The organism is Pseudomonas sp. F220 (assembly GCF_057813935.1).
Genome location: NZ_JBVASJ010000009.1, coordinates 45,011 through 66,398 on the forward strand (window position 1 = coordinate 45,011; position 21,388 = coordinate 66,398).

The following is a 21,388-nucleotide window of genomic DNA, read 5'->3' on the forward strand; positions in this document are numbered from 1 at the left end:
TTTGGGTGCGCTCGGACATTCACGGGCGTACTCAGTCGATGTAGGAGCACGACTTGCCGGCGATGGCGTCTTTGAAATCGCCATCGTCGGAACGCCGCCCGGAGCAAGCTCAGCGCCTACAAAAAGCCATCTATTAAAATGAGCTATTTCTAGTTCTATAAGAGCTGCCGCAGCCTGCGACGGCGCCCACCCGGTTACAATCCGCCCCCTCTTCGACTTCTCCAAGGAATCCGCATGTCCGGGCTTGAACTGTTTGCCGCCGCACTCGGTGTGATCGCCGTCTGGCTGACAGTCAAACAGAACCCCTGGTGCTGGCCGATCGGGCTGGTCATGGTGCTGCTTTACAGCTGGATCTTCTTTGAGGTGAAACTGTATTCGGACATGCTCCTGCAAGTGATCTATGCCGCCTTGCAGCTCTATGGCTGGTGGCAATGGACTCGCGCGGGCGAGACTCGGCATGGACGGCCAGCCAGTCAACTGGACACTCAATCGATGCTGCTTGGCCTTGCCGTCGGCGCAGTTGGCAGTCTGCTGCTGGGAGCCGCCATGGCCCATTGGACAGATGCGGCTCAGCCATGGCTGGACGCCGCACTGACCGGATTCAGTCTGGTCGCGCAGATGTGGATGGCACAGAAACGTGTGCAGTGCTGGCCACTGTGGATCGCGGTTGATGTGATTTTCGTCGGTCTGTTCGTCTACAAGGGCTTGTACCTGACCGCCGCCCTCTATGGCCTGTTTACTCTGCTGGCCGTACAAGGCTGGCGGGAATGGCGCGTTGATCCGGCGTTGCGCGCATGAAAGTGCTGGTCTTGAGCGGTCCGGAGTCCAGCGGCAAGAGTTGGCTGGCGGCAGAGCTCCAAGCCCGGTTCGGCGGGCTGCTGGTGGGCGAGTATGTGCGTTATTTCATTGAGCAGAATCCTCGCGATACCTGCCTGGCCGACATCCCGGCCATCGCCAACGGGCAGTTGGCCTGGGAAGACCAGGCTCGGGCGCAATTGCCGGCCTTGCTGATTCTCGATACTCATCTGCTGAGCAATATGCTCTGGAGCCAAACCCTGTTTGGCGACTGCCCGGCCTGGGTTGAGCAGGCGTTGCTGTCCCGGCATTACGATCTGCACCTGCTGCTCAGCCCGGAGGCGGTCGTCTGGACTGACGACGGTCAACGCTGTCAGCCGGATCTTGCCGATCGCCAGGCATTTTTCCAGGCCAGTCGCGATTGGCTCGACCGGCACCAGCAGACTTACCAGATGCTGCGTGGCGACTGGGTACAGCGCAGGCGCGATGCATTCGAGGCGGTTAATCGGCTGCTGGGCGCCTGACTTCAGCACGCCCCGCCCGGCAAAATGTCCATTCCTGAAACACTCTCCTACCCACAAACCCGCCAAATGAATCGGCTCAAGCCTCGCCGGGGGCAAAGTGTTAATCAACTGAAACAGTCGATCCACACAGTCCATGATGAGCAATTGCGGACAGATCAACGGCGCAATGCCCGGCAATCTGTCTCAGCGTCGTTACAACAAATTTTGACTCCTGCCACAAAGAATCACAACCCACTGTTTTAACTATAAAAATAAAAAGCGGCACACCTTCTGCTCTCTTCCTCACAACGCTGAGAAGGGCCAGCGCACTTTAAGAAGGAATTGCCGTTGTGGGGAATATTGATAAAGGCATTTTTCGCCTCCTGCTGATCGGATGTGCATTGGGTTCGAGTATCAGTCTGCCTGTCCAGGCCGCCGATGGGATCATTGTCATTCAGCGGGAAGTCCAAACGCGTAACGCGACTCGCCCGCCCATGGTTCCCGACCCTAACCCCCTGACCGTCAATGCCAACCCGTCCAAACAAGTCATCAGTGCAACCAATGAACTGTCGGACAGTGACATTTCTGGCATCAGCAGCGGTGCAAGCATCGCCGGCACGATCACTCAAGCCACCGGCACGCTGAGCGGCAGCATCAACGGTCAGTCACAGCTGCCCGGCTTGTCCGCAGGACATTCCGCAGGCTCCGGCAACGGCATTGCCAACAGGATCGACGGCACCATCCAGCAAGGCCTGGGCAGTCTGAATGTTATCGGGGGGACAATGAAATGAATCGCACTCTGCTGATTCTGGCCATGTTTTGCAGTGCGCCGACCTTTGCCCAACCTCCTGTCATCGATACGGCCACCATCGACAACTCCGGCAGTCAGTACCAGGGCAACTTCTCGGTCAACCAGGCTGCCGGCGATCAGCAACAACAGGCCAACGCCCGAGCCATCGCCATTGACACCGACGCAAGCGCCACCACGCAGATTCGCCAACGGTTGCGTACTCAGGTCGATCCCAGGATCGATGCCCAGTCAGCCATTAAAGGCAACGCCTTCAGTAACGGGAATGGCGTACTGGGGGTCAACCAGAGTTCGGGCGCCAGCAACCAGCAAGCCAACGCCCTGCGGATAAGCATCAGTGCTACGCCGCAAAGTATCGACGACAGCGTCCTCATGCAACAGAACGTGGCGCTGCTCAACAACTCCGATTCAACGGATCTTACTCCTGGCCATCGCCAGGTCGCTACCAGCGACCAGGCCTTCACCGGTAGCCGTGGGGTGATCCAGTTGAATCAGAGCGCCGGGGTGGGAAACCGAACGGCCAACACCCTGAGCGTACGGGTCGCGGATTGACCCAAAAGGTAAAAAACAACACTTAACCTAAAATAAAGTACGGAGAATCAGCATGAAACCTTCAATGGCACTCAAGCCTCTGGTTTTCGCAATCGCTGCGGTAATGGCTATTGCTGTACAAGCTGGCCAGGGTGGTGACGAGGAGCATCATCATCATCACGTAAATCCAAAAGACACCACCAATGCTGGCGCCACTGCCAACGCTACAGATAAACAAACCAGCACTGGCAACTACATCAGCAATGAAGGGACTAAAAACACTGCCAACATGACCAACTCGGCCACGGGCGCCTCCGGTAACGTGGGCGTCAACGTTGCAGCAGGCGACGGCAACCAACAAGACAACGCTGCCGCCATTGCCAGCGGCGATGGCTCATTTGTCTTTGGGTCTGTGGTGGCAACCGCCAAGGTCACGCAAACCCAAAACAACAACGAGGTCTACAACCAATCCACCAACAACAGCGCCAATATGAGTGGTTCGGCTAACGGCGGCAGCGGCAACCTGGGTATCAACATGGCTGCTGGCGACCTTAACCAACAGAAAAACACCATGGCGATCGCTGTGTCTGGCGGCAAGCACGCTACTGCAACCGCGAGTGCCGATCAATCAGGCCCAGGCCTGAGGGTGGATAACGACGCCGATCGGACGTTCCGCGTGGATACGCTGTCGCGTACCGTCTCAGCCAGCGGTCATGAGTCTTTCAGAGAGGCATCCGCATCGCACTCTGCTTCGGACTTTACCAAGCGCGCTGCTGCGGCCTTTACTGCGCACGAAGCTACGGCATCTGCTTCGCGCTCTGCCAGCGCCTCTGCCAGCGCCTCTGCTTCGCACGCTGCTGTGAATGCTAATCTGGATGTGAACGCGGACGTGGACTTTAGCGCTAGCAGGAATAATGGCTGGCACCACAGCAGCAGCAGTGTGGATCTCAATGCAGATATCGACGCATCGCTCCAAGCATCGATCGACAAATCGCACAGCGCATCGAACAGCGCATCGCACAGCGCATCGAGCAGCGCATCGCGCGACGCATCGGCCAGCGCATCGTTCGCCGCTTCTGGCAGTGAATCGAAAAATAAATCGCAAAGTTTCAGCGAATCCAGCGCCTTTGACTTGAGCAACACCGTGTCCTGGCAAGTGCTGACCCCAACTGGCTGGGCAAACCCTGTGACCAACACTGCCAACCTGAACGGTTCGGTGAATGGTGGCAGCGGCAACCTGGGCGTCAACGTGGCTGCCGGTGTTGGCAACCAACAAAGCAACTCGCTGTCCATTGCATCCGGTTGCAGAACCTGCCTGTAAACAAAGCTCCAGAGTCTGGAGAGCCCCCTTCGGGGGGCTTTTTTTCACTCTTGCACGAAGGCATCCAATCATGCGCATTTTCGCCCTGGTGTTCCTGGTTTTTCTGGCTGGCCTGAGCGAAGCGGGACAAATGCCGCTTTCCGTCTTGCCAGGTGGAGCGGTCGTTTTCAAACCGGTCCAGAGCATGCGTGAGCGCAAATTTGCCGACCTGGTCCAACAGAAAACCGACTTCAGTTGCGGTGCAGCTTCCCTGGCGACCGTATTGCGCCAGGCCTATTGGCTGGACGTAACCGAGGCCCAAATCATCGAAGGCATGCTGGCTCACTCCGACCAGAATCTGGTCCGCGTCCAAGGCTTCTCCATGCTCGACATGAAGCGTTACGTGGAAAGTATCGGCATGCGGGCCCGTGGTTACCGGGTATCGCCGGAAGGTCTGACCAGTGTCGCGATTCCGGTCATCGTGCTCATGGACATCCGCGGCTACAAGCACTTCGTGGTCATGCAAAAAGCGGAGAAAGACTGGGTGTATATCGGTGATCCGGTACTCGGTCACAAACGCTTCAAGTTCGACGACTTTGTCAAAGGCTGGAACGGCATCATCTTCGCCGTCATAGGCCAGGGCTACGACAAGACCAACGTCTTGCGCGAACCTCCTTTGCCACTGACCGCCAAGAACCGCATCAACGCCTTCAGCCCGGTGCGGGACGCAGAGTTGATGGATTTCGGATTCATCCAGAGCGACTTCTTCTAATGACAAGGGAGCACGAAGCTCCGGGAGTATCCAATGAAGACTCCATACTGGCTGGCCGTCGTTTGCCTGGCCGCCAGCCTGCCAACACAAGCACTCACGTTCAAACCGATTGAACTCAAGGATCAGGAGTTGGCGACCCTTCGCGGCCGGTTTGTCATGCCGGGCCGGATCATCAGTTTCGGGGTTGTCATGACCAGTACCTGGCAAAATGCCCGCGGTGACATGATCGGGGCAACCTCCTCGATGCAGATTCAAGAATCGACCATCAAGCCACAGTTCTATGTGTCGATGATCGACAAGAAAGGTGATGGTTCACCGGTCTCCCAGGGTTCCGGCAATGTCAGCGGCGGCGGCCTCAGCAGCACCCAGGGTGTAACCCAGGTCGTGCGCGCCGCCGGCGACTACAACAGCGCCTACAACAATGTCGACATCAACGTCAAAGAAGCCAACCAGGCACCACAAATGGATACCCAGGGCCAGCCATTGACCGCCGGCACGACCCTGTCCGCCTCCAACGGTGCCGGGGCCTTCAGTATGTCGTCGAGTAGCGCTGGCGTGCAGTTGAGCATCCAGGCCAACAACAATCAGGGCAGTACCGTGCAACGCCTTGCCCAGGGCGGCCTGCTGCAGAACGCGACCTTGCTCGGCGGAAGAAACCAGGTGAACAACCTGACGTCCCTCAATGTCGTCCTGCGCAACAACCTGCCGACCGTCGGGGCGCTGGACTGCAATCTGGACCAACTAAAAGGCCTACACACTCTCGGATACTGATCTACGCTGAGTCTCATCAAATGTAGTCAGAAGGGACGGCTAACCCATGCACAGATCGTTCGCGTTCAGAGCTGTCGTTTGTTTGAGTACCCTGGTCCCGGCCACTTTGCTGCAAGCAGCACCGGATCCCCAGGTAGAAGCCCTAAAACAAGAACTCATGGAGCTGAAACAGCGTTACGAAGCACAACAGAACGCGCTGATGGTACTTGAGCAGCGCGTTAAACAAGTCGAAGAAACACCTGCAACACCTGCTCCCAAACGCCTGACCCGCTCCCCTGCCGAACAGACCGCAGGCGCCAAGACTGTGGCCACGGGTGCCCCTGGGACCAGTTCGTATGGGCAGTCGCTCAAGGACGACTCCGGACCTGCGCAAAGCGTGTCCAACCTGTATGACGAAGCCAGCGGCTTCTTCGGTGGCGGCAAGTTCAGTCTCGAAACGGGCATGACTTATACCCACTATGATACCCGTGCATTGGTGCTCAATGGCTTTCTGGCTCTTGACTCGATTTTTCTCGGCAACATCAACATTGACCGCATCAAGGCCGACAACTGGACCCTGGACCTGACAGGCCGCTACAACGTGGCGCAACGCTGGCAATTCGACCTCAACGTCCCGGTCGTCTATCGAGAATCGACGTACTCCTCTGGTGGTGCAGGAGGCGCAGCCCCGGTCTCATCCGACGCCACTGTTAAGCGCGATCCGACCATAGGCGATGTCAACTTTGGTGTTGCCTACAAGTTCCTCGATGAATCGGAAAGCCTGCCCGACGCGGTCGTCACTCTGCGAGTCAAGGCGCCGACCGGTAAAAATCCGTACGGAATCAAGCTGATCAAGGACCCGGGCAACGACAATTTGTCGGTACCTCAGTCACTCCCTACCGGCAACGGTGTCTGGTCGATTACCCCGGGTATCTCGCTGGTCAAGACCTACGACCCTGCCGTGCTCTTCGGCAGCCTGTCCTATACCTACAACATGCAGGATTCCTTCAGCGATATCAGCCCCACTGTAAATTCCACGGTCCCGGGAGATGTGAAACTGGGCGATTCCTGGCAGATCGGCGCCGGCATTGCGTTTGCCTTGAACGAGAAGATGAGTATGTCGTTTTCGTTTTCCGACCAATTCGCCCGCAAAAGCAAAGTCAAACCAAGCGGCCAGGACTGGCAATCAATCCCGGACAGCGACTACAACGCTGCCAACTTCAACATCGGCCTGACCATGGCGGCAACCGACAAACTGACGATAGTCCCCAACCTCGCCATCGGCCTGACCCAGGACGCACCGGCCTTCTCCTTCAGTCTGAAATTCCCGTACTACTTCTAATGGCCACTCAAACGACAAAGCCCGCTTCGGCGGGCTTTGTCGTTTGAAGCTTGAACGTCAGCGTATCTGGTGCTTGTGCAACAAGCGGTAGAAGGTAGGCCGCGAAATACCGAGCACTCTTGCCGCGATACTCAAATTGTCACTGTGGCGATTCAATACATCGCACAGTGCCTGGCGTTCGGCGCGGTACTTGTAGTCCTCAAGAGTTCCCATGGGCGCTGCAATTGCCTGATGGCTGAGTAACCCCAGGTCCCGCGCTTCGATTTGCCGTCCCTCGGCCAGGACCAACCCACGGCGAACACGGTTGGCCAGTTCACGCACATTGCCCGGCCAGTCATGTTTACCCATGGCGATCAGCGCGTCCTCACTGAAACTGCGCGGACGCCGCCCGGTTTCCTGGCTATAAAAGTGGGAAAAGTGGTTGGCCAGCATCGACAGGTCACCATGGCGTTCACGCAACGGCGCGGTGACGACTTGCAAAACGTTCAACCGGTAATACAGGTCCTCACGAAAAAGCTTTTTCTCGATGGCGGCTTCAAGATCGACGTGGGTTGCTGCCAATACCCGTACATCTACCGGAATCGGTTGACTGCCACCGACTCGCTCGATGTGTTTTTCTTGCAAAAATCGCAGCAGATTGGCTTGCAGCTCAAGTGGCAGATCGCCGATTTCGTCGAGGAACAATGTCCCGCCATGGGCCGCTTCGATACGTCCGACCTTGCGCTGGTGAGCACCCGTAAAAGCGCCCTTTTCATGACCAAAGAGTTCGGACTGAATCAGATGCTCGGGGATAGCCCCGCAATTGATCGCCACGAACGGCTTGCTGTGGCGATGCGACTGCCGGTGCAGGGTTCTTGCCACCAACTCCTTGCCGGTGCCGCTCTCGCCACGGATCAAAACCGGCGACTCGGTAGGCGCCAGTTTGCTCAACAGTTTGCGTAACTCACGAATCGATTGGCTGTCACCGAGCAATTCATGCTCCGGCTGGTCGACATGAATCGAACCTCGCCCGCGTAACCGCGCCATGCCAAATGCGCGGCCCAGGGTTATCTGAACCCGCGAGACATCGAAAGGTAAGGTATGAAAGTCAAAAAACCATTCGCAGACAAAATCACCGACATTCTGCAAACGCAGAACGTCCTGGTTAAGCACCGCGATCCATTCAGTCCCGCTGTGGCTGATCAGTTCCTTGACCGCCTCCGGTCGCTCCAGGTGAAACGGCTGCAGCCGCAGCAAGCCCACATCGCAGGGGCGATCCGTGGCGAACTCAAGCGTACAGCTGTCGACGTCCCAACCGATCGTACGTAATCCAGGCAGCAGAAGGTGACAGTCGTCACAGGGATCGACCACTAGCAATCGTCGTAAGGCTGGTGCTTCGATCATGACGGTTCCTTGGCGCCAAATTTTAGAAATGTTATTAGAAACAATCGTTTGGCAAACATGAAATTAACATTAGCAAGAACTTGAAGCGGCCTTGTATCGTTTGATTATAGGACTAATACCAAACCCTCCTGAATTCGCTATAAGAGCAAACCTTGTTAGTTACCTAACGAAATTGCTACCTTTCATTCAGCGTTCAAAACCGCTGTTTAAGTTGAGGCCATGAAAGAAAGTTGAAAAAACTCGCTATTGCATGTGACCTACCCCACCTCTGCGGGCATCAGTACAAGTAACCAGCCGAACGGTAAGCCCAACCGACGGCACATCACTTGTTTGGGCACAAAGAGAGAAGACCCCATGAACGCCCCGCTCCGCATCAACGAAGCACTTTTGATTGCCGGCCACGCATTCGAGCCTTTTCAATGCGTCGCCTGGGCCCCGCAAGACGGTAATGGCGAACTCAGCCTGACCGTTATCGACCGGACCAACACCCATATTGGCCGCAAACAGATTCCAATTAGCGCCTATTCCGACCCGGCACAACTGGAAAGCCTGTTGGAAGAGGCACGCGCCGAGCTGAGCCAGGAAGGCTATACACTGCAATCCTGGTCAATGCCGGAGTAAGCATTCTCGCGGATCACTATCAGTGTTATCCGCGCAATGCGCTTACCCAACTCTGGATATACCGCCTTTCGTCGCGTTCGCTTTAACGCTTGAAAGCGACGTGGCGGTGTATCAACGTATTGAAATCTCCCCATTGGCGACTTTCTACGCCGACTCAAGCGCCCGGCTTCACCTGCGCCATGTCCCCTCTTCTTTAATGAGGGCTCAATGTCGTATGCAAATAGACTTGGTTTCGGTGAAAGCGTCGAGCCAATCGGCTCCGAAATCTCGCCCGTTTCCAGACTGTTTGAAACCACCGAAAGGCATGTTCGCATCAATCAGCGTGTGACTGTTGACCCATACCGTACCGGCCTCGATACGGGGTGTCAGGTCCATGGCCGCCGACAAACTGCGGGTCCACACACTGGCCGTGAGCCCGTATTCGGTATCGTTGGCCTTGCTCAGCGCCTCTTCGGCATCGGTAACCCGCGTCAGGGTCACTACGGGGCCAAATACTTCGTCTCGGGTCAGCGAGAGGCGGTCCTCGGGATTGATGACCAGGGTCGGTGAAACGTAAAAACCTTCATTGTCCGGCCCCCTTGCGCCACTGATCAGCTCGGCATGGTGGGTGCGAGCATCGGCCAGGTAGGACTCGATTTTCAGTTGATGCGCTTTAGAGGCGACCGGATTGATTTGAGTGGTCGGGTCCATGCCCGGCCCTATCGAAAGCCCTTTGACCGCCAACTCGAAATCGCCCGCCAGTCGGTCGAAAAGAGGAGCCTCTACGTAAATGCGTGAACTCGCGGCACACACCTGACCCTGATTCAGAAAACTGGCCATCATCAAGCCTTCAACCACCTGCTTCGGGTCGGCGTCCTTGAGTACGATTGCCGGGTTCTTACCGCCCAACTCAAGGGTAATTCGGGTCAGTCGGTCGACGGCGCTACGGGCAATGCCTTTACCCGTGGCGGTCGAACCGGTGAAACTGATTTTGCTGATCAGTGGGTGGCTGGTCAGGGTTCGGCCGCACACGCTGCCGCTGCCGGTCACCACATTGAACACCCCTGCCGGGACGCCGGCTTCGGTGGCCAGTTCGGCCATGCGCATCAACGTCAAAGGAGTGATCTCCGATGGCTTGATCACAATCGAGCAACCGGCAGCCAGGGCAGGCATCACCTTCCACATGCCGATCATCAGCGGGAAGTTCCAGGGAACAATCCCGGCGACCACACCGATGGGTTCCTTGCGCGTATACGCAGTGTATCGAGCACCGTCGGGAACAGGGATCGACAGGTCCAGGGTGCGCCCCGAGATCTTGGTGGTCAGCCCTGCTGTATAGCGCATCCAGTTCAATGTGCAGCCCACTTCAAAGGCCCGCGCAACAATGATCGATTTGCCTTGTTCCAGGGTTTCCAGCTGAGCCAGTTCTTCAGCATGTCGTTCGAGCAAGTCGGCATAACGCAACAAGATACGCTCGCGCTCTGCGGGTAAGCGGCGGGACCATATGCCCGAGAGAAAGGCTTTATGGGCCGATGTCACCGCACGCTCCACATCGTACTCATTGGCGTCGGCGGTAGAGGCGATCTGCAGACCGGTTGCGGGGTTGTACACCGGCAAGGTGCTGGTGGACCGGGCGCTGACCCAACCGCCATCGATATACAAGCCATGGCTTCGCTTCAAGAAAGAATTGACACTGCCCAGTGTCACAATCCCATCGTGGTTCATAATCCTTGCCTCATGCTGATGATTGGAAATAACTCCACAGCCGCAATACCCATCAACGACAGGTCATGAGTAGCAGTGCTTTGAGTCAGAGCCTAAATCAGCCATTGCGCGCTTGATTTCTCGTCTGTGCCAGACAGGTTTCTATCCATGCCAATCTCGATTCAGATTACTCGGTCCAGCTTCAGAGAGCCGATTTAGGCACAGAGCAAAAGGTTTCTGGCAGGAATCAAAAAGAAGCCACCCTCCAGCTGTAGCAAAGTGCAGGTGTGCCTATCCTCGGCTTCTCTCAAGGAACTCAGAAATGTTCACGTCCGTAGCGCTGCTAAAAAGAAAACCTATTGCTCGACTCGCGCTGGCCATCACCTTAGGCACGCTCGGCTTGCCTTGCTGGTTGCCCAAGGCCGATGCCCATGGAGCAGCCGCCGAAATGGTGCCTCTGCAATCGACCCTTGAGGAGTTTGGCGCCACGGTTAAATGGGACAACTATGCCAACCTGTTCGTCATTGCCAAGGACGGCGCCTACGTAAAGGTCAAGCCTGACAGCAAGGTGGCAATGCTCAATGGCAAACGGATGGAGTTGTCCGTCCCGGTGGTGTTCAAAGGCAAGACCGCGTTCATGTCCAAGGACTTCATCAACCAGGTGTTCCAGTCCGGACTGGACAAGACCTTTGTCGTCGAGACCCGCCCTAACCCGCTTAACCCCCTGAGCGCGGACGAAATCAAGAGCGCAGTCGATATCATCAAAAAATCGGACAACTATCGGCCGGGCTTTCGCTTCACCGAAGTGTCCGTCCATACGCCACCCAAGGATCAGGTCTGGAACTTTGTCTATACCGGGCAAAACGTCTCCCAGCCGCGCCAGGCCAATATCGTTGTTCTGGATGGCAAGCACGTCATCGAGGGCCTGGTAGATCTCGACAGCAAGACACTCATGTCCTGGACACCTGTCGAAGGCGCCCACGGCATGGTGTTGCTGGACGACTTCGCTACGGTGCAGTCAGCGATTGAATCGAGCCCCGAATACGCGCAAGCACTGGCCAAGCGTGGCATCACCGATGTCAAAAAGGTCGTAGCCACCCCATTGACGGTCGGTTACTTCGACGGCAAAGACGGCCTGGCGCAGGATAAAAGACTCCTGAAAATCGTCAGTTACCTCAATACCGATGACGGCAACTACTGGGCGCACCCGATTGAAGGCCTGGTCGCGATTGTCGATCTGGAGCAAAAGAAGCTCATCAAGATCGAAGATGAGGCCCTCATCCCGGTCCCGATGAAGCCGACACCCTATGATGGTCGTGGACGCAAGGGAGTGCAGGTCAAACCGCTGGAGATCATTGAGCCAGAGGGGAAAAACTACACCATTACCGGCAACAGCATCCATTGGCAGAACTGGGACTTTCATGTTCGCCTCGATTCGCGGGTCGGTCCGATCCTGTCCACGGTCACCTATGACGACAAGGGCAAGAAACGCAAGATCATGTACGAGGGCTCGCTGGGCGGCATGATTGTGCCTTATGGCGATCCTGACGTTGGCTGGTACTTCAAGGCCTACCTGGATTCGGGTGATTACGGCATGGGCACCTTGACCTCGCCGATTGCACGCGGCAAAGATGCCCCGCAAAACGCCGTGCTGCTGGACGCCACCATTGCTGACTACACAGGCGCACCGACCTCGATCCCTCACGCCATGGCGGTGTTCGAGCGCTACGCCGGCCCGGAATATAAACACCAGGAGATGGGCCAGCCCAACCTCAGCACCGAGCGTCGCGAGTTGGTCATCCGCTGGATCAGCACCGTCGGCAACTACGACTACATCTTCGACTGGGTCTTCCAACAGAACGGGACCATCGGCATCGATGCCGGCGCCACCGGTATCGAAGCGGTCAAGGGCGTGAAATCCAAAACCATGCATGAGGCGACAGCGAAAGAAGACACACGCTATGGCACCCTTCTGGACCACAACATCGTGGGCACCACCCACCAGCACATCTACAACTTCCGACTGGACATGGATGTGGACGGTGAGAACAACTCACTGGTTGAAGTCAATCCGGTGATTGCCCAGAACGACCGTGGCGGGCCGCGGACCAGCACGATGCAGACCGAGCAACAAGTCGTCAGCACCGAACAGCAAGCCGCACAGAAATTCGACCCCTCGACCGTCCGCTTGATGACCAACTTCAGCAAGGAAAACAAAGTTGGCAACCCGGTTTCCTATCAGTTGATTCCTTATGCTGGCGGTACTCACCCGGTTGCCAAAGGCGCCAACTTTGGCAAGGACGAATGGCTCTATCACCGCCTGAGCTTCATGGACAAGCAACTCTGGGTGACTCGCTACAATCCAGAGGAAAAGTACCCGGAGGGTAAATACCCTAATCGCTCAGACAAAGACGCGGGGCTGGGGCTGTTCACCAAGGACAACCAGTCCATCGAAAATACCGATGATGTGGTCTGGCTGACCACCGGCACCACCCACATCGCTCGGGCCGAAGAGTGGCCAATCATGCCAACCGAGTGGGTGCATGTGCTGTTGAAGCCCTGGAACTTCTTCGATGAAACGCCAACGCTGAACTTGAACGCACCGAAGTAAAGGAGGCACTTAAAAAGGAGGCTCCAGCGGATAATGCCGATTATTTAAGCGTCATTTTGCGAGGAAGGCTTCAGGTTGTTCACCAGTTTCAAAATCCACCCCTCTCCCTAACCCTCTCCCCAAAGGGGCGAGGGAACTGAATGGGGGGTCCTGAAGATGTACTGCGACCTGAATGTAATTCGTTGAGTCCATAGTCGACGTGGTTTCACAGGTCACAGCAGCTCGACAGGCACTCAAGATCAGTTCCCTCGCCCCCCTGGGGAGAGGGTTAGGGTGAGGGGTGGATTTAGGATCAGAAGACTGCGTCCGACTCACTCAGCAACCACCACCACAATCAAGCATGTTTCTTGCGGTATTCCCCGGGAGAAATCCCGAAGCGGGATTTGAACGCCGTGGAGAAGTAGCTCGAATCGGAAAAGCCCCATGAATAACCCAGTACCGACAATTTCTGCTCCTTTCCCGATTGGCGCAGGGATTCAGCGCACAAATCCAGACGGCGATTCTTGATGTATCGCGCGACGACCAGTCCCTTCTTGGCAAACATTCGATAAAGGCCTCGCATCGACATGCCCACTTCCCGCGCCAGCAGTTCAGGGCAGAGGTCTTCCGAACGAATATGCTCATCAATGTAACCGAGGGTCTTGCGGAAGATACGCTCATGCAAATCACTGCAGTCTTCGGTATGACTGATGGCCGGACGCAGCAGGCTGACAACGGCCTCCAGGGTCGCTTCGCTTTCCTGCTGGCTCAGGCTGTTCTGGCGCGTGGCATCCAGGATCAGGTGGTGAGACAGCATCGCGATGGGTGATGTCGCGGCAATCCGGTGACCGCACCTTACCTGATTGAAGCGCAGGGTCTGCTCGACCAACCGGTACGGCAAAATCAGCGACAACTGCCGGGAGTTCTCACTGTAGGTGAAGTCGCTGGGGCGCGAAGCGTCAATCAGCGTGATGTCACCGGCTGACAGCGAAACCTTATTGTCGCCCTGGGCCATACCGGCAGTGCCGTCGAGCTGAAATACCGCAAAGTATTTGCTTCCTTCGCCAGCGGCAACTTCCCGGGGCGTGCGGTACAACCGTGCCTGGCAGGCATCGACAAAGCTGAGCTTCAACGCGCCGCTTTGGTATTCCCGGATCTGGCCGGAAAACCCGGAGCCCAGGGTTTGCGCATTAAAGGCGCCGCAGATCTGATTGATCTGGTTGAGCCACTGATCAAACCCATCACGGCGCTGTGCAGTTGTAGAAATCATGTCAGGCCTCACGCAGGCTTATTTTTATTATCTACGCCAATCCACGATAAATCGGGATGTTTCGGATCTCCTGAACAGTGATTCTCCCTGAACGATGACGAGCTATTTAAGCCCGCCAAAACGCCGATAAAAACTTTCACCGACATCCGGTAACGGGCCGTCAGCAGTTTCCAGCGCGCTGTTCAGCCACTCCTCTGCCTTGGCGTAGATCAACCGGTAGATGTTGCGGCACAACTGCCGAGCGGCACGTCCTTCCCAGTCGCCGGGCAACAACTCGTCCGGTAATTGCGGGTCACGTAACAGCAGTTTGCGGTATTCATGAATAAGCAGAACCCGTGCCAGGAAGCAGTCGGACGGCTGCAGGTTTTCTTGCTCGCGAAGTGCTTGCCAGAGCGGTCGGAACAGCTGAATGAACTCGCTGTAGTGGGTCGCCAGTTCCTCGATATTCCAGCTCTCGCGCACCTGCAAACGCAAGGCCTTGGAGGCCAGCACGTCCTGGGCGGTGGTTTCGAAGACGATGGTCTCTTCCTGGGCGCCGAGGTCCAGCAACGTGGCGTTGACATCCGCCCGGTCGCTGCGTGGGCAGGCCAATACCACCGGCGAGATCGCACCAAAACCTTGCCATTCAAGCTCTTCGCGCACTTGTTTGCGCTTGTCCTGAGTCAGCTGCGAGAGCATTACCAGGCACCAGGAACCGTCCCAGACAGGCACAGTGGAGCTGTAGACCCGTTTGAAGGCCTTGTCGAAACGCCGCCGGCCAGCACCGGTCAAGCTGTAGTAGCTGCGCCGCCCGACTTTCTCGGCGGTCAGCCAGCCTTCTTTGGTCAAGCGAAAGATCGAGGTGCGGATCAGCCGTTCGTTGATGCCTATCGGCTCAAGTAATTGAATCAGACTGCCCAGCCAGACCGTCCCGCCATGGGGTTCGATAGCATCCCCGTACAAAGTAATGATCAAGGAGCTGGCGCGGATCGGCGTCTGCTCCTGAAAGCGCGTAATAAGATGGGTCAAAGGTGTCAGGGACGACATGGACGTACCGAGGAAAAAAGGAGGGAATATACCGGTTTCATGAAGCGCTCACCTACCTGTAGCAGCTGCCGAAGGCTGCGTCCGGCTGCGAAGCAGTCGCAATTCAGACGATACGTTCTTCCTGAAGTAACACGGCTGCCGGTTTTACGACCGCGTCGGTCGGGCGCGACTCCGAGGCGAACGCAGGCTACGCCAGCTGCTACAGGGGGCTTGCCACTCATTGCGTCGCGCCTTTTGGCCGCAGGCCGCTGTCTGTGATACGTCGGCGATTGGGTTCCGGCTCACTCAGCGGTTCGCAGACGTGCATCTGCTCAAGGCAACGTTTGGCCAGTTGCTGGTACTCACGGGTACCCGCCTGCTTCCACGACACCTCCTCATCACTGAGGGTGCGTTTGACACTGGCCGGAGCCCCCATCACCAAAGACTGCTCAGGGCATTCGAAGCCAGCCTTGACGAAGGCCGCCGCCGCGACGAACGAGCGAGGGGCGATCCGGGCATTGTCCATGACCACCGCATTCATACCCACCAGCGCATCGGCGCCAATCCGGCAACCATGCAATACCGCGCCGTGGCCGATATGTCCGTTGCGTTCGACCACGGTGTCACTGTCCGGGAAACCGTGCATCACGCAGGTGTCCTGCAGATTGGCGCCCTCCTCCAGCACGATTCGGCCAAAGTCCCCGCGCAGGCTGGCCAGCGGCCCGACGTAACAATGCGGACCGACAATCACGTCGCCAATCAGCACGGCTGAAGGATGAACGTAAGCACTGGGGTCAACCACCGGGGTCAGACCATCGAGGCTATAGCAGGTCATGGAGCACTCCTTATAGAAAGCGCAAAGCGATGCCGATGAAGGATCATTTTGTATCACATCGCTTTATAAGCATAAAGGACAAAAAACCGTATCACTTATAAAAATCCTCGAAACGTCACCGTCACCCCACCCATATCTTTGCCTATAAACCAGTAATTACGGCAAAACGGCCTCTTTTAAAGACCTTCAAGGTCAGACACTCAAAAGTCAAAACCACATCAATTAGACACGTTAAATCAATTTCAAACTTGCATTTACGTATCACGTTGTAGGTATACTCGGGAAAAACCGGCCTACCGAGCCGACCCAACAATGAGCCGGCATCACAGCCGAGCGTGCACCGTGAGGGCATCCGCCATGCCTCAAACCCTTGCTATCGAGTTCATCGAGCCGGGCGTCCGCCTGATTACCCTGCAGCGCCCGCAAGCGCTGAATGCCCTCAACACCTTGTTGCTGGGTGAACTGGCCACCGAACTGAGCGCCGCCGAAGCCGATCCCCATACCCGCGCTGTAGTCCTGACCGGCAGCCGCAAAGCCTTCGCGGCAGGCGCCGACATCACGGAAATGGCCGAGCGTGATCTGGTCGGCATTCTCGACGACCCACGCCAGGCCTCATGGCAAAGCATTACCCGCTTCAACAAGCCTCTGATCGCTGCCGTCAACGGCTTCGCCCTCGGCGGCGGCTGCGAATTGGCGATGCACGCCGACATCATCATCGCCGGTGAAGACGCCCGTTTCGGCCAGCCGGAAATCAATCTCGGAATCATGCCCGGCGCTGGCGGCACCCAACGCCTGCTGCGTGCCGTCGGCAAGTCCATGGCGATGCAGATGGTCCTGACCGGTGAGTCGATCGACGCTCGCCAGGCCCAACGCGCTGGCCTGGTCAGCGAAGTGACCCAACCGGAACTCACCGTCGAACGCGCCCTGCAGATTGCCCGCAGCATTGCCGGCAAAGCCCCGCTGGCCGTGCGCCTGGCCAAGGAAGCGCTGCTCAAGGCCATGGACACCGATCTGGCCAGCGGCCTGCGTTTCGAGCGCCATGCTTTCACCCTTCTGGCTGGCACCCGCGACCGCGACGAAGGCATTCGGGCCTTTCAGGAAAAACGCACACCGACCTTCACCGGGCAATAACCCGGTCATCCGTCACTGATTCGAACGACCTCTTAGAGAGCGCCATAACCATGAACTTCGAACACATCCTGTTTTCCATCGAGGCCGGCGTCGCCCTCCTCAGCCTCAATCGGCCGGACCAGCTCAATAGCTTCAATGCCCAGATGCATGGCGAAGTGAAAGAAGCGCTGAAACAGGTCCGACGGAATCCGGACGTCCGCGTCTTGCTGCTGACCGGTGAAGGTCGCGGTTTCTGTGCCGGGCAGGACCTGAGCGACCGCGATGTCGCGCCGGGCAGCGCGGTGCCGGATCTGGGCGAGTCCATCGAGAAGTTCTACAACCCGCTGATCCGTCAGTTGCGCGATCTGCCGATGCCGGTGATCTGCGCAGTTAACGGTGTGGCAGCAGGAGCTGGCGCAAACATCCCGCTGGCGTGCGACCTGGTGCTGGCGGCGCGCTCGGCGAGTTTCATTCAAGCCTTCTGCAAAATCGGCCTGATCCCCGACTCCGGCGGCACCTGGACCTTGCCACGCCTGGTCGGCATGGCTCGGGCCAAGGCGTTGGCGTTGCTGGGCAATCGCTTGAGTGCCGAGCACGCCGAACAATGGGGGCTGATCTATCGCTGCGTGGAGGACGCCGAGTTGCGCGATGAAGCCTTGAAGCTCGCCCGTCACCTGGCCACCCAACCGACCTATGGCCTGGCACTGATCAAACGCAGCCTGAACGCCAGCATGAGCAACAGCTTTGATGAGCAGCTTGATCTAGAGAGAGACCTGCAACGTCTGGCCGGGCGCAGCGAAGATTACCGTGAGGGCGTCAGCGCCTTTATGGAAAAACGCAGTCCTGTCTTCAAGGGGCGCTGAATCATGACCGCACTGAACACCAACGCCCGTGTTGCGGTGATCGGCGCCGGCGCCATGGGTGCCGGGATTGCTCAGGTCGCCGCACAGGCTGGCCACCCGGTGCTGCTGCTGGACAATCGTCCCGGCGCAGCGGCCCAGGCCATTGATGGCATTGACCGGCAACTGGCCAAACGGGTCGAGAAAGGCAAACTGACGGCCCAGGCGCGGACTGCAACCGTCGCGCGCCTGCAGGCAGTGGAAGCCGTCGAAGCCCTGGCCGATTGCGAGCTGATCATCGAAGCCATCGTCGAAAATCTGGAGGTCAAACGCGCCCTGTTCCGGCAGCTGGAAAGCCTCTGCAGTGAACGCTGCATTCTGGCCAGCAACACCTCCTCGCTCTCGATTACCAGTATTGCTGCACAGCTGAACCGTCCAGAACGCCTGCTCGGCCTGCACTTCTTTAACCCGGCGCCCATCATGGCACTGGTTGAAATCGTCTCAGGCCTGGCCAGCGATCCAGCCCTGGCTGCATGCCTTTACGACACCGCCAAGGCGTGGGGTAAAAAACCGGTGCATACCCGCTCCACACCGGGTTTTATCGTCAACCGCGTGGCCCGACCGTTCTACGCAGAGAGCTTGCGCCTGCTACAGGAAGGCGCCGCCGATTGCCCGACCCTGGATGCGCTGATGCGCGATGCCGGCGGATTTGCCATGGGCGCTTTCGAGCTGACCGACCTGATCGGCCACGACGTCAACTATGCGGTGACCTGTTCGGTGTTCGACGCCTATTACGGCGATACCCGCTTCCAGCCCTCGCTGATCCAAAAAGAGCTGGTGGAGGCCGGGCACCTGGGACGCAAGAGCGGTCATGGCTTTTATAGCTATGCCGAAGGTGCCGAGCGCCCTCAACCTGCTGAAATCAGCAGCGATGCTTCCATAGAAGCCTGTGTCGTGGAAGGCCATATGGGCATTGCTCAGGGATTGATCCCGCGCTTGCGCGAGCATGGCATCGAGATCATCCAGCGCGATGGCCAAGGTCTGCTGCGGATCGGTGACGCGGTGCTGGCCTTGAGCGATGGACGCATGGCTAGCCAACGAGCCCGGGAGGATGGCCTGCGTAACCTGATCTTGCTGGACTTGGCGTTCGACTATGGCCACGCCGGCCGCATCGCTATCAGTTGCTCGGCAGACATTTCCGAGCCCGCTCTCAAGCAAGGTGTCGCGCTGCTGCAGCGGGCCGGCCTGAAAGTCAGTTTGCTCAGCGACAGCCCGGCACTCGCAGTCCTGCGCACCGTCGCCATGCTTGCCAATGAAGCGGCCGACGCCCTGCTGCAAGGTGTTGCATCAGCTGCTGATATCGATCTGGCGATGCGCGCCGGAGTCAACTATCCCCAAGGACCGCTGGCCTGGGCAGATTCCATAGGGCTTTCGCGCATCCTCAAGGTGCTGGAAAACCTGCACGCCAGTTACGGCGAAGAGCGTTATCGACCGTCGCTGTTGTTGCGGCGCCGGGTCGCTGAAGGGAGGACTTTCCATGACTAACCATGAAGCAATGAACCTGGCCAGCAGCTGCGCGCAAGCGATGTTTGAGCGCGACAACGCCAGCCAGGCGATGGGCATGCGCCTGCTTTCGGTGGCACCCGGCAGCACCCGACTGGGCATGAGCGTACGCGCCGATATGATTCAGGGCCACGGTACCTGCCATGGCGGCTACCTGTTCGCCCTCGCCGACTCGGCGTTTGCCTTCGCCTGCAACAGCTACAACGAGGCCACGGTGGCCATCGGCTGCAGCATCGACTACATCGCACCGGCGCGTCTGGGCGACACCTTGATCGCCGACTGTATCGAGCAAAGCCGCTCGGGCCGCACCGGCAACTACGACGTGCGCATTGAAAACCAACAGGGCCAGTTGATCGCCCTGTTCCATGGCAAGTCCTACAAAGTGCGCGGCTCTGTGCTGGCGCAGGAGAACCCGAATGAATGACGCCTTGATCATCGATGCGGTCCGCACCCCGATCGGTCGCTACGCCGGCGCCTTGAGTAGCGTGCGCGCCGACGACCTCGGTGCGGTGCCGCTGCGCGAACTGATGCAACGCCACCCACAGGTCGACTGGAATGCGGTCGACGATGTGATCTACGGCTGCGCCAACCAGGCCGGCGAAGACAACCGCAACGTCGCACGGATGTCCGCACTGCTGGCCGGGCTGCCGGTCAGCGTGCCCGGCACCACTCTCAACCGTCTGTGCGGTTCCGGGCTGGATGCGATCGGCACCGCAGCCCGGGCGATTCGCTGTGGCGAAGCCGGACTGATGTTGGTGGGCGGCGTGGAATCGATGTCCCGTGCACCCCTGGTGATGGGCAAGGCCGAACAGGCGTTTTCCCGTCAGGCGGAGATCTTCGACACCACCATCGGCTGGCGCTTCGTCAATCCGCTGATGAAAAAAGCCTTCGGCATCGACTCCATGCCGGAGACCGCAGAGAACGTCGCCGCGCAGTTCAACATCTCACGCGCCGATCAGGACGCTTTTGCCCTGCGCAGCCAGCAACGCGCCGCCGCAGCCCAGGCCAGCGGGCGTTTTGCCAAAGAAATCGTTGCAGTGCAAATCCCTCAGCGCAAAGGCCCGGCCAACGTCGTCGAGCATGACGAACACCCGCGTGGCGACACCACCCTTGAGCAGTTGCAGAAGCTCGGCACGCCGTTCCGCGAAGGCGGCAGCGTCACCGCCGGCAATGCGTCCGGAGTCAACGACGGTGCCTGCGCACTGTTGCTGGCCAGTCCCGACATGGCCAAACGCCACGGGCTGATAGCTCGCGGCCGGGTGGTCGCCATGGCCACCGCCGGGGTAGAACCACGGATCATGGGCATCGGCCCGGTCCCGGCCACTCGCAAGGTGCTGGCACTGGCCAACCTGAGCCTGGCCGACATGGACGTGATCGAACTCAACGAAGCGTTTGCTGCCCAGGGCCTGGCCGTGTTGCGCGAACTTGGTTTGAGCGACACCGATCCGCGGGTCAACCCCAACGGCGGCGCCATCGCTCTCGGCCACCCACTGGGCATGAGCGGCGCACGTCTGGTAACCACGGCCCTGCATGAACTTGAAGAACGTCAGGGCCGCTACGCCTTGTGCACCATGTGTATCGGTGTTGGCCAGGGCATAGCGCTGATCATCGAGCGTCTACCCCACTAAAGAATCGCGATTCCCAGGGAGCCGAGAGGTATCCTTGGGGCATGCACTCAAAGCGCTCCT

20 protein-coding genes are annotated in these 21,388 nt (G+C 58.1%); 15 read left to right on the forward strand and 5 right to left on the reverse strand.

All coding sequences use genetic code 11. The features are described from left to right. The first annotated feature begins 234 nt into the window (after positions 1-234). The 8 genes from pnuC (at position 235) to fapF (ending at position 6,801) form a co-directional block, all read left to right on the forward strand. Positions 235-798 carry a nicotinamide riboside transporter PnuC gene (gene pnuC, locus ACZYSM_RS10815; protein WP_489071485.1) on the forward strand — a complete coding sequence of 188 codons (564 nt, stop codon included), beginning with the start codon at positions 235-237 and terminating at the stop codon, positions 796-798. Then, positions 795-1,319, forward strand: coding sequence for an AAA family ATPase (locus tag ACZYSM_RS10820; RefSeq protein ID WP_489071486.1), 525 nt, complete (start codon positions 795-797; stop codon positions 1,317-1,319). The genes pnuC and ACZYSM_RS10820 overlap by 4 nt, the downstream gene beginning before the upstream one ends. 329 nt (positions 1,320-1,648) lie before the next feature. Beyond that, a complete protein-coding gene (gene fapA / locus ACZYSM_RS10825; protein WP_489071487.1) occupies positions 1,649-2,089 on the forward strand; it encodes a fibril amyloid chaperone protein FapA in 441 nt (146 codons plus the stop codon). Further along, positions 2,086-2,658, forward strand: coding sequence for a fibril amyloid subunit FapB (fapB, locus tag ACZYSM_RS10830; protein ID WP_489071488.1), 573 nt, complete (start codon positions 2,086-2,088; stop codon positions 2,656-2,658). Before fapA ends, fapB begins: the two co-directional genes overlap by 4 nt. Positions 2,659-2,710: 52 nt before the next feature. Next, positions 2,711-3,958: an autotransporter outer membrane beta-barrel domain-containing protein gene (locus ACZYSM_RS10835; RefSeq protein WP_489071489.1), complete on the forward strand. Its 1,248-nt coding sequence runs from the start codon at positions 2,711-2,713 to the stop codon at positions 3,956-3,958. Positions 3,959-4,028: 70 nt separating this feature from the next. After that, on the forward strand, positions 4,029-4,709 hold the full coding sequence (locus tag ACZYSM_RS10840; RefSeq protein ID WP_489071490.1) for a C39 family peptidase: 681 nt from the start codon (positions 4,029-4,031) through the stop codon (positions 4,707-4,709). A 33-nt stretch (positions 4,710-4,742) separates the two neighbouring features. Further along, entirely contained in the window at positions 4,743-5,480 is a 738-nt protein-coding gene (fapE, locus tag ACZYSM_RS10845; RefSeq protein WP_489071491.1) for a fibril amyloid subunit FapE, read from the forward strand. A 46-nt stretch (positions 5,481-5,526) separates the two neighbouring features. Continuing rightward, the gene (gene fapF / locus ACZYSM_RS10850) at positions 5,527-6,801 is read left to right on the forward strand and encodes a fibril amyloid transporter FapF (RefSeq protein WP_489071492.1); all 1,275 of its coding nucleotides are present in this window, start codon (positions 5,527-5,529) and stop codon (positions 6,799-6,801) included. A 57-nt stretch (positions 6,802-6,858) separates the two neighbouring features. On the opposite strand, the gene ACZYSM_RS10855 is transcribed toward fapF, so the two are convergent. Then, the gene (locus ACZYSM_RS10855; protein WP_489071493.1) at positions 6,859-8,184 is read right to left on the reverse strand and encodes a sigma-54 dependent transcriptional regulator; all 1,326 of its coding nucleotides are present in this window, start codon (positions 8,182-8,184) and stop codon (positions 6,859-6,861) included. Between the two features lie 354 nt (positions 8,185-8,538). Here ACZYSM_RS10855 and ACZYSM_RS10860 point away from each other — a divergent pair, with 354 nt between their 5' ends. Then, on the forward strand, positions 8,539-8,805 hold the full coding sequence (locus ACZYSM_RS10860; protein ID WP_489071494.1) for a hypothetical protein: 267 nt from the start codon (positions 8,539-8,541) through the stop codon (positions 8,803-8,805). A 204-nt stretch (positions 8,806-9,009) separates the two neighbouring features. On the opposite strand, the gene ACZYSM_RS10865 is transcribed toward ACZYSM_RS10860, so the two are convergent. Further along, positions 9,010-10,509, reverse strand: a complete 1,500-nt coding sequence (locus tag ACZYSM_RS10865) for an aldehyde dehydrogenase family protein (RefSeq protein WP_489071495.1) — start codon at positions 10,507-10,509, stop codon at positions 9,010-9,012. A 301-nt stretch (positions 10,510-10,810) separates the two neighbouring features. Between ACZYSM_RS10865 and tynA the strand changes: the two genes are divergently transcribed. Then, a complete protein-coding gene (tynA, locus tag ACZYSM_RS10870; RefSeq protein ID WP_489071496.1) occupies positions 10,811-13,099 on the forward strand; it encodes a primary-amine oxidase in 2,289 nt (762 codons plus the stop codon). Positions 13,100-13,433: 334 nt separating this feature from the next. Here the strand turns inward: tynA and feaR are convergent, their stop codons facing one another. The 3 genes from feaR to paaY form a co-directional block, all read right to left on the reverse strand. Further along, the gene (gene feaR / locus ACZYSM_RS10875) at positions 13,434-14,348 is read right to left on the reverse strand and encodes a transcriptional regulator FeaR (RefSeq protein ID WP_489071497.1); all 915 of its coding nucleotides are present in this window, start codon (positions 14,346-14,348) and stop codon (positions 13,434-13,436) included. Positions 14,349-14,450: 102 nt separating this feature from the next. Then, a complete protein-coding gene (paaX, locus tag ACZYSM_RS10880) occupies positions 14,451-15,374 on the reverse strand; it encodes a phenylacetic acid degradation operon negative regulatory protein PaaX (protein ID WP_489071498.1) in 924 nt (307 codons plus the stop codon). A 217-nt stretch (positions 15,375-15,591) separates the two neighbouring features. Continuing rightward, the gene (gene paaY / locus ACZYSM_RS10885) at positions 15,592-16,188 is read right to left on the reverse strand and encodes a phenylacetic acid degradation protein PaaY (RefSeq protein WP_489071499.1); all 597 of its coding nucleotides are present in this window, start codon (positions 16,186-16,188) and stop codon (positions 15,592-15,594) included. Between the two features lie 357 nt (positions 16,189-16,545). On the opposite strand from paaY, the gene paaF reads away from it, so the two are divergent. The 5 genes from paaF to pcaF are packed head-to-tail and all read left to right on the forward strand — an operon-like array spanning position 16,546 to position 21,328. After that, positions 16,546-17,319 carry a 2,3-dehydroadipyl-CoA hydratase PaaF gene (gene paaF, locus ACZYSM_RS10890; protein WP_489071500.1) on the forward strand — a complete coding sequence of 258 codons (774 nt, stop codon included), beginning with the start codon at positions 16,546-16,548 and terminating at the stop codon, positions 17,317-17,319. A 50-nt stretch (positions 17,320-17,369) separates the two neighbouring features. Beyond that, positions 17,370-18,161 (forward strand): 2-(1,2-epoxy-1,2-dihydrophenyl)acetyl-CoA isomerase PaaG, encoded by a 792-nt coding sequence (gene paaG, locus ACZYSM_RS10895; protein WP_489071501.1) that lies wholly within the window; start codon positions 17,370-17,372, stop codon positions 18,159-18,161. Positions 18,162-18,164: 3 nt separating this feature from the next. Continuing rightward, a complete protein-coding gene (gene paaH / locus ACZYSM_RS10900; RefSeq protein WP_489071502.1) occupies positions 18,165-19,682 on the forward strand; it encodes a 3-hydroxyacyl-CoA dehydrogenase PaaH in 1,518 nt (505 codons plus the stop codon). Continuing rightward, positions 19,675-20,124 carry a hydroxyphenylacetyl-CoA thioesterase PaaI gene (paaI, locus tag ACZYSM_RS10905; RefSeq protein ID WP_489071503.1) on the forward strand — a complete coding sequence of 150 codons (450 nt, stop codon included), beginning with the start codon at positions 19,675-19,677 and terminating at the stop codon, positions 20,122-20,124. Before paaH ends, paaI begins: the two co-directional genes overlap by 8 nt. After that, positions 20,117-21,328: a 3-oxoadipyl-CoA thiolase gene (gene pcaF, locus ACZYSM_RS10910; RefSeq protein ID WP_489071504.1), complete on the forward strand. Its 1,212-nt coding sequence runs from the start codon at positions 20,117-20,119 to the stop codon at positions 21,326-21,328. Before paaI ends, pcaF begins: the two co-directional genes overlap by 8 nt. The last annotated feature ends 60 nt before the right edge of the window (positions 21,329-21,388 follow it).

What these genes read in the sequence shown, in the direction of transcription:
- ACZYSM_RS10865 (WP_489071495.1), bottom strand. Translation starts at nt 10,509, where the DNA reads ATGAACCACGATGGGATTGTGACACTGGGCAGTGTCAATTCTTTCTTG.
- paaF (WP_489071500.1), top strand. Translation starts at nt 16,546, where the DNA reads ATGCCTCAAACCCTTGCTATCGAGTTCATCGAGCCGGGCGTCCGCCTG.
- tynA (WP_489071496.1), top strand. Translation starts at nt 10,811, where the DNA reads ATGTTCACGTCCGTAGCGCTGCTAAAAAGAAAACCTATTGCTCGACTC.
- paaX (WP_489071498.1), bottom strand. Translation starts at nt 15,374, where the DNA reads ATGTCGTCCCTGACACCTTTGACCCATCTTATTACGCGCTTTCAGGAG.
- pnuC (WP_489071485.1), top strand. Translation starts at nt 235, where the DNA reads ATGTCCGGGCTTGAACTGTTTGCCGCCGCACTCGGTGTGATCGCCGTC.
- paaG (WP_489071501.1), top strand. Translation starts at nt 17,370, where the DNA reads ATGAACTTCGAACACATCCTGTTTTCCATCGAGGCCGGCGTCGCCCTC.
- ACZYSM_RS10835 (WP_489071489.1), top strand. Translation starts at nt 2,711, where the DNA reads ATGAAACCTTCAATGGCACTCAAGCCTCTGGTTTTCGCAATCGCTGCG.
- fapB (WP_489071488.1), top strand. Translation starts at nt 2,086, where the DNA reads ATGAATCGCACTCTGCTGATTCTGGCCATGTTTTGCAGTGCGCCGACC.
- fapE (WP_489071491.1), top strand. Translation starts at nt 4,743, where the DNA reads ATGAAGACTCCATACTGGCTGGCCGTCGTTTGCCTGGCCGCCAGCCTG.
- paaI (WP_489071503.1), top strand. Translation starts at nt 19,675, where the DNA reads ATGACTAACCATGAAGCAATGAACCTGGCCAGCAGCTGCGCGCAAGCG.
- pcaF (WP_489071504.1), top strand. Translation starts at nt 20,117, where the DNA reads ATGAATGACGCCTTGATCATCGATGCGGTCCGCACCCCGATCGGTCGC.
- paaH (WP_489071502.1), top strand. Translation starts at nt 18,165, where the DNA reads ATGACCGCACTGAACACCAACGCCCGTGTTGCGGTGATCGGCGCCGGC.
- ACZYSM_RS10820 (WP_489071486.1), top strand. Translation starts at nt 795, where the DNA reads ATGAAAGTGCTGGTCTTGAGCGGTCCGGAGTCCAGCGGCAAGAGTTGG.
- paaY (WP_489071499.1), bottom strand. Translation starts at nt 16,188, where the DNA reads ATGACCTGCTATAGCCTCGATGGTCTGACCCCGGTGGTTGACCCCAGT.
- feaR (WP_489071497.1), bottom strand. Translation starts at nt 14,348, where the DNA reads ATGATTTCTACAACTGCACAGCGCCGTGATGGGTTTGATCAGTGGCTC.
- fapF (WP_489071492.1), top strand. Translation starts at nt 5,527, where the DNA reads ATGCACAGATCGTTCGCGTTCAGAGCTGTCGTTTGTTTGAGTACCCTG.
- ACZYSM_RS10840 (WP_489071490.1), top strand. Translation starts at nt 4,029, where the DNA reads ATGCGCATTTTCGCCCTGGTGTTCCTGGTTTTTCTGGCTGGCCTGAGC.
- ACZYSM_RS10855 (WP_489071493.1), bottom strand. Translation starts at nt 8,184, where the DNA reads ATGATCGAAGCACCAGCCTTACGACGATTGCTAGTGGTCGATCCCTGT.
- ACZYSM_RS10860 (WP_489071494.1), top strand. Translation starts at nt 8,539, where the DNA reads ATGAACGCCCCGCTCCGCATCAACGAAGCACTTTTGATTGCCGGCCAC.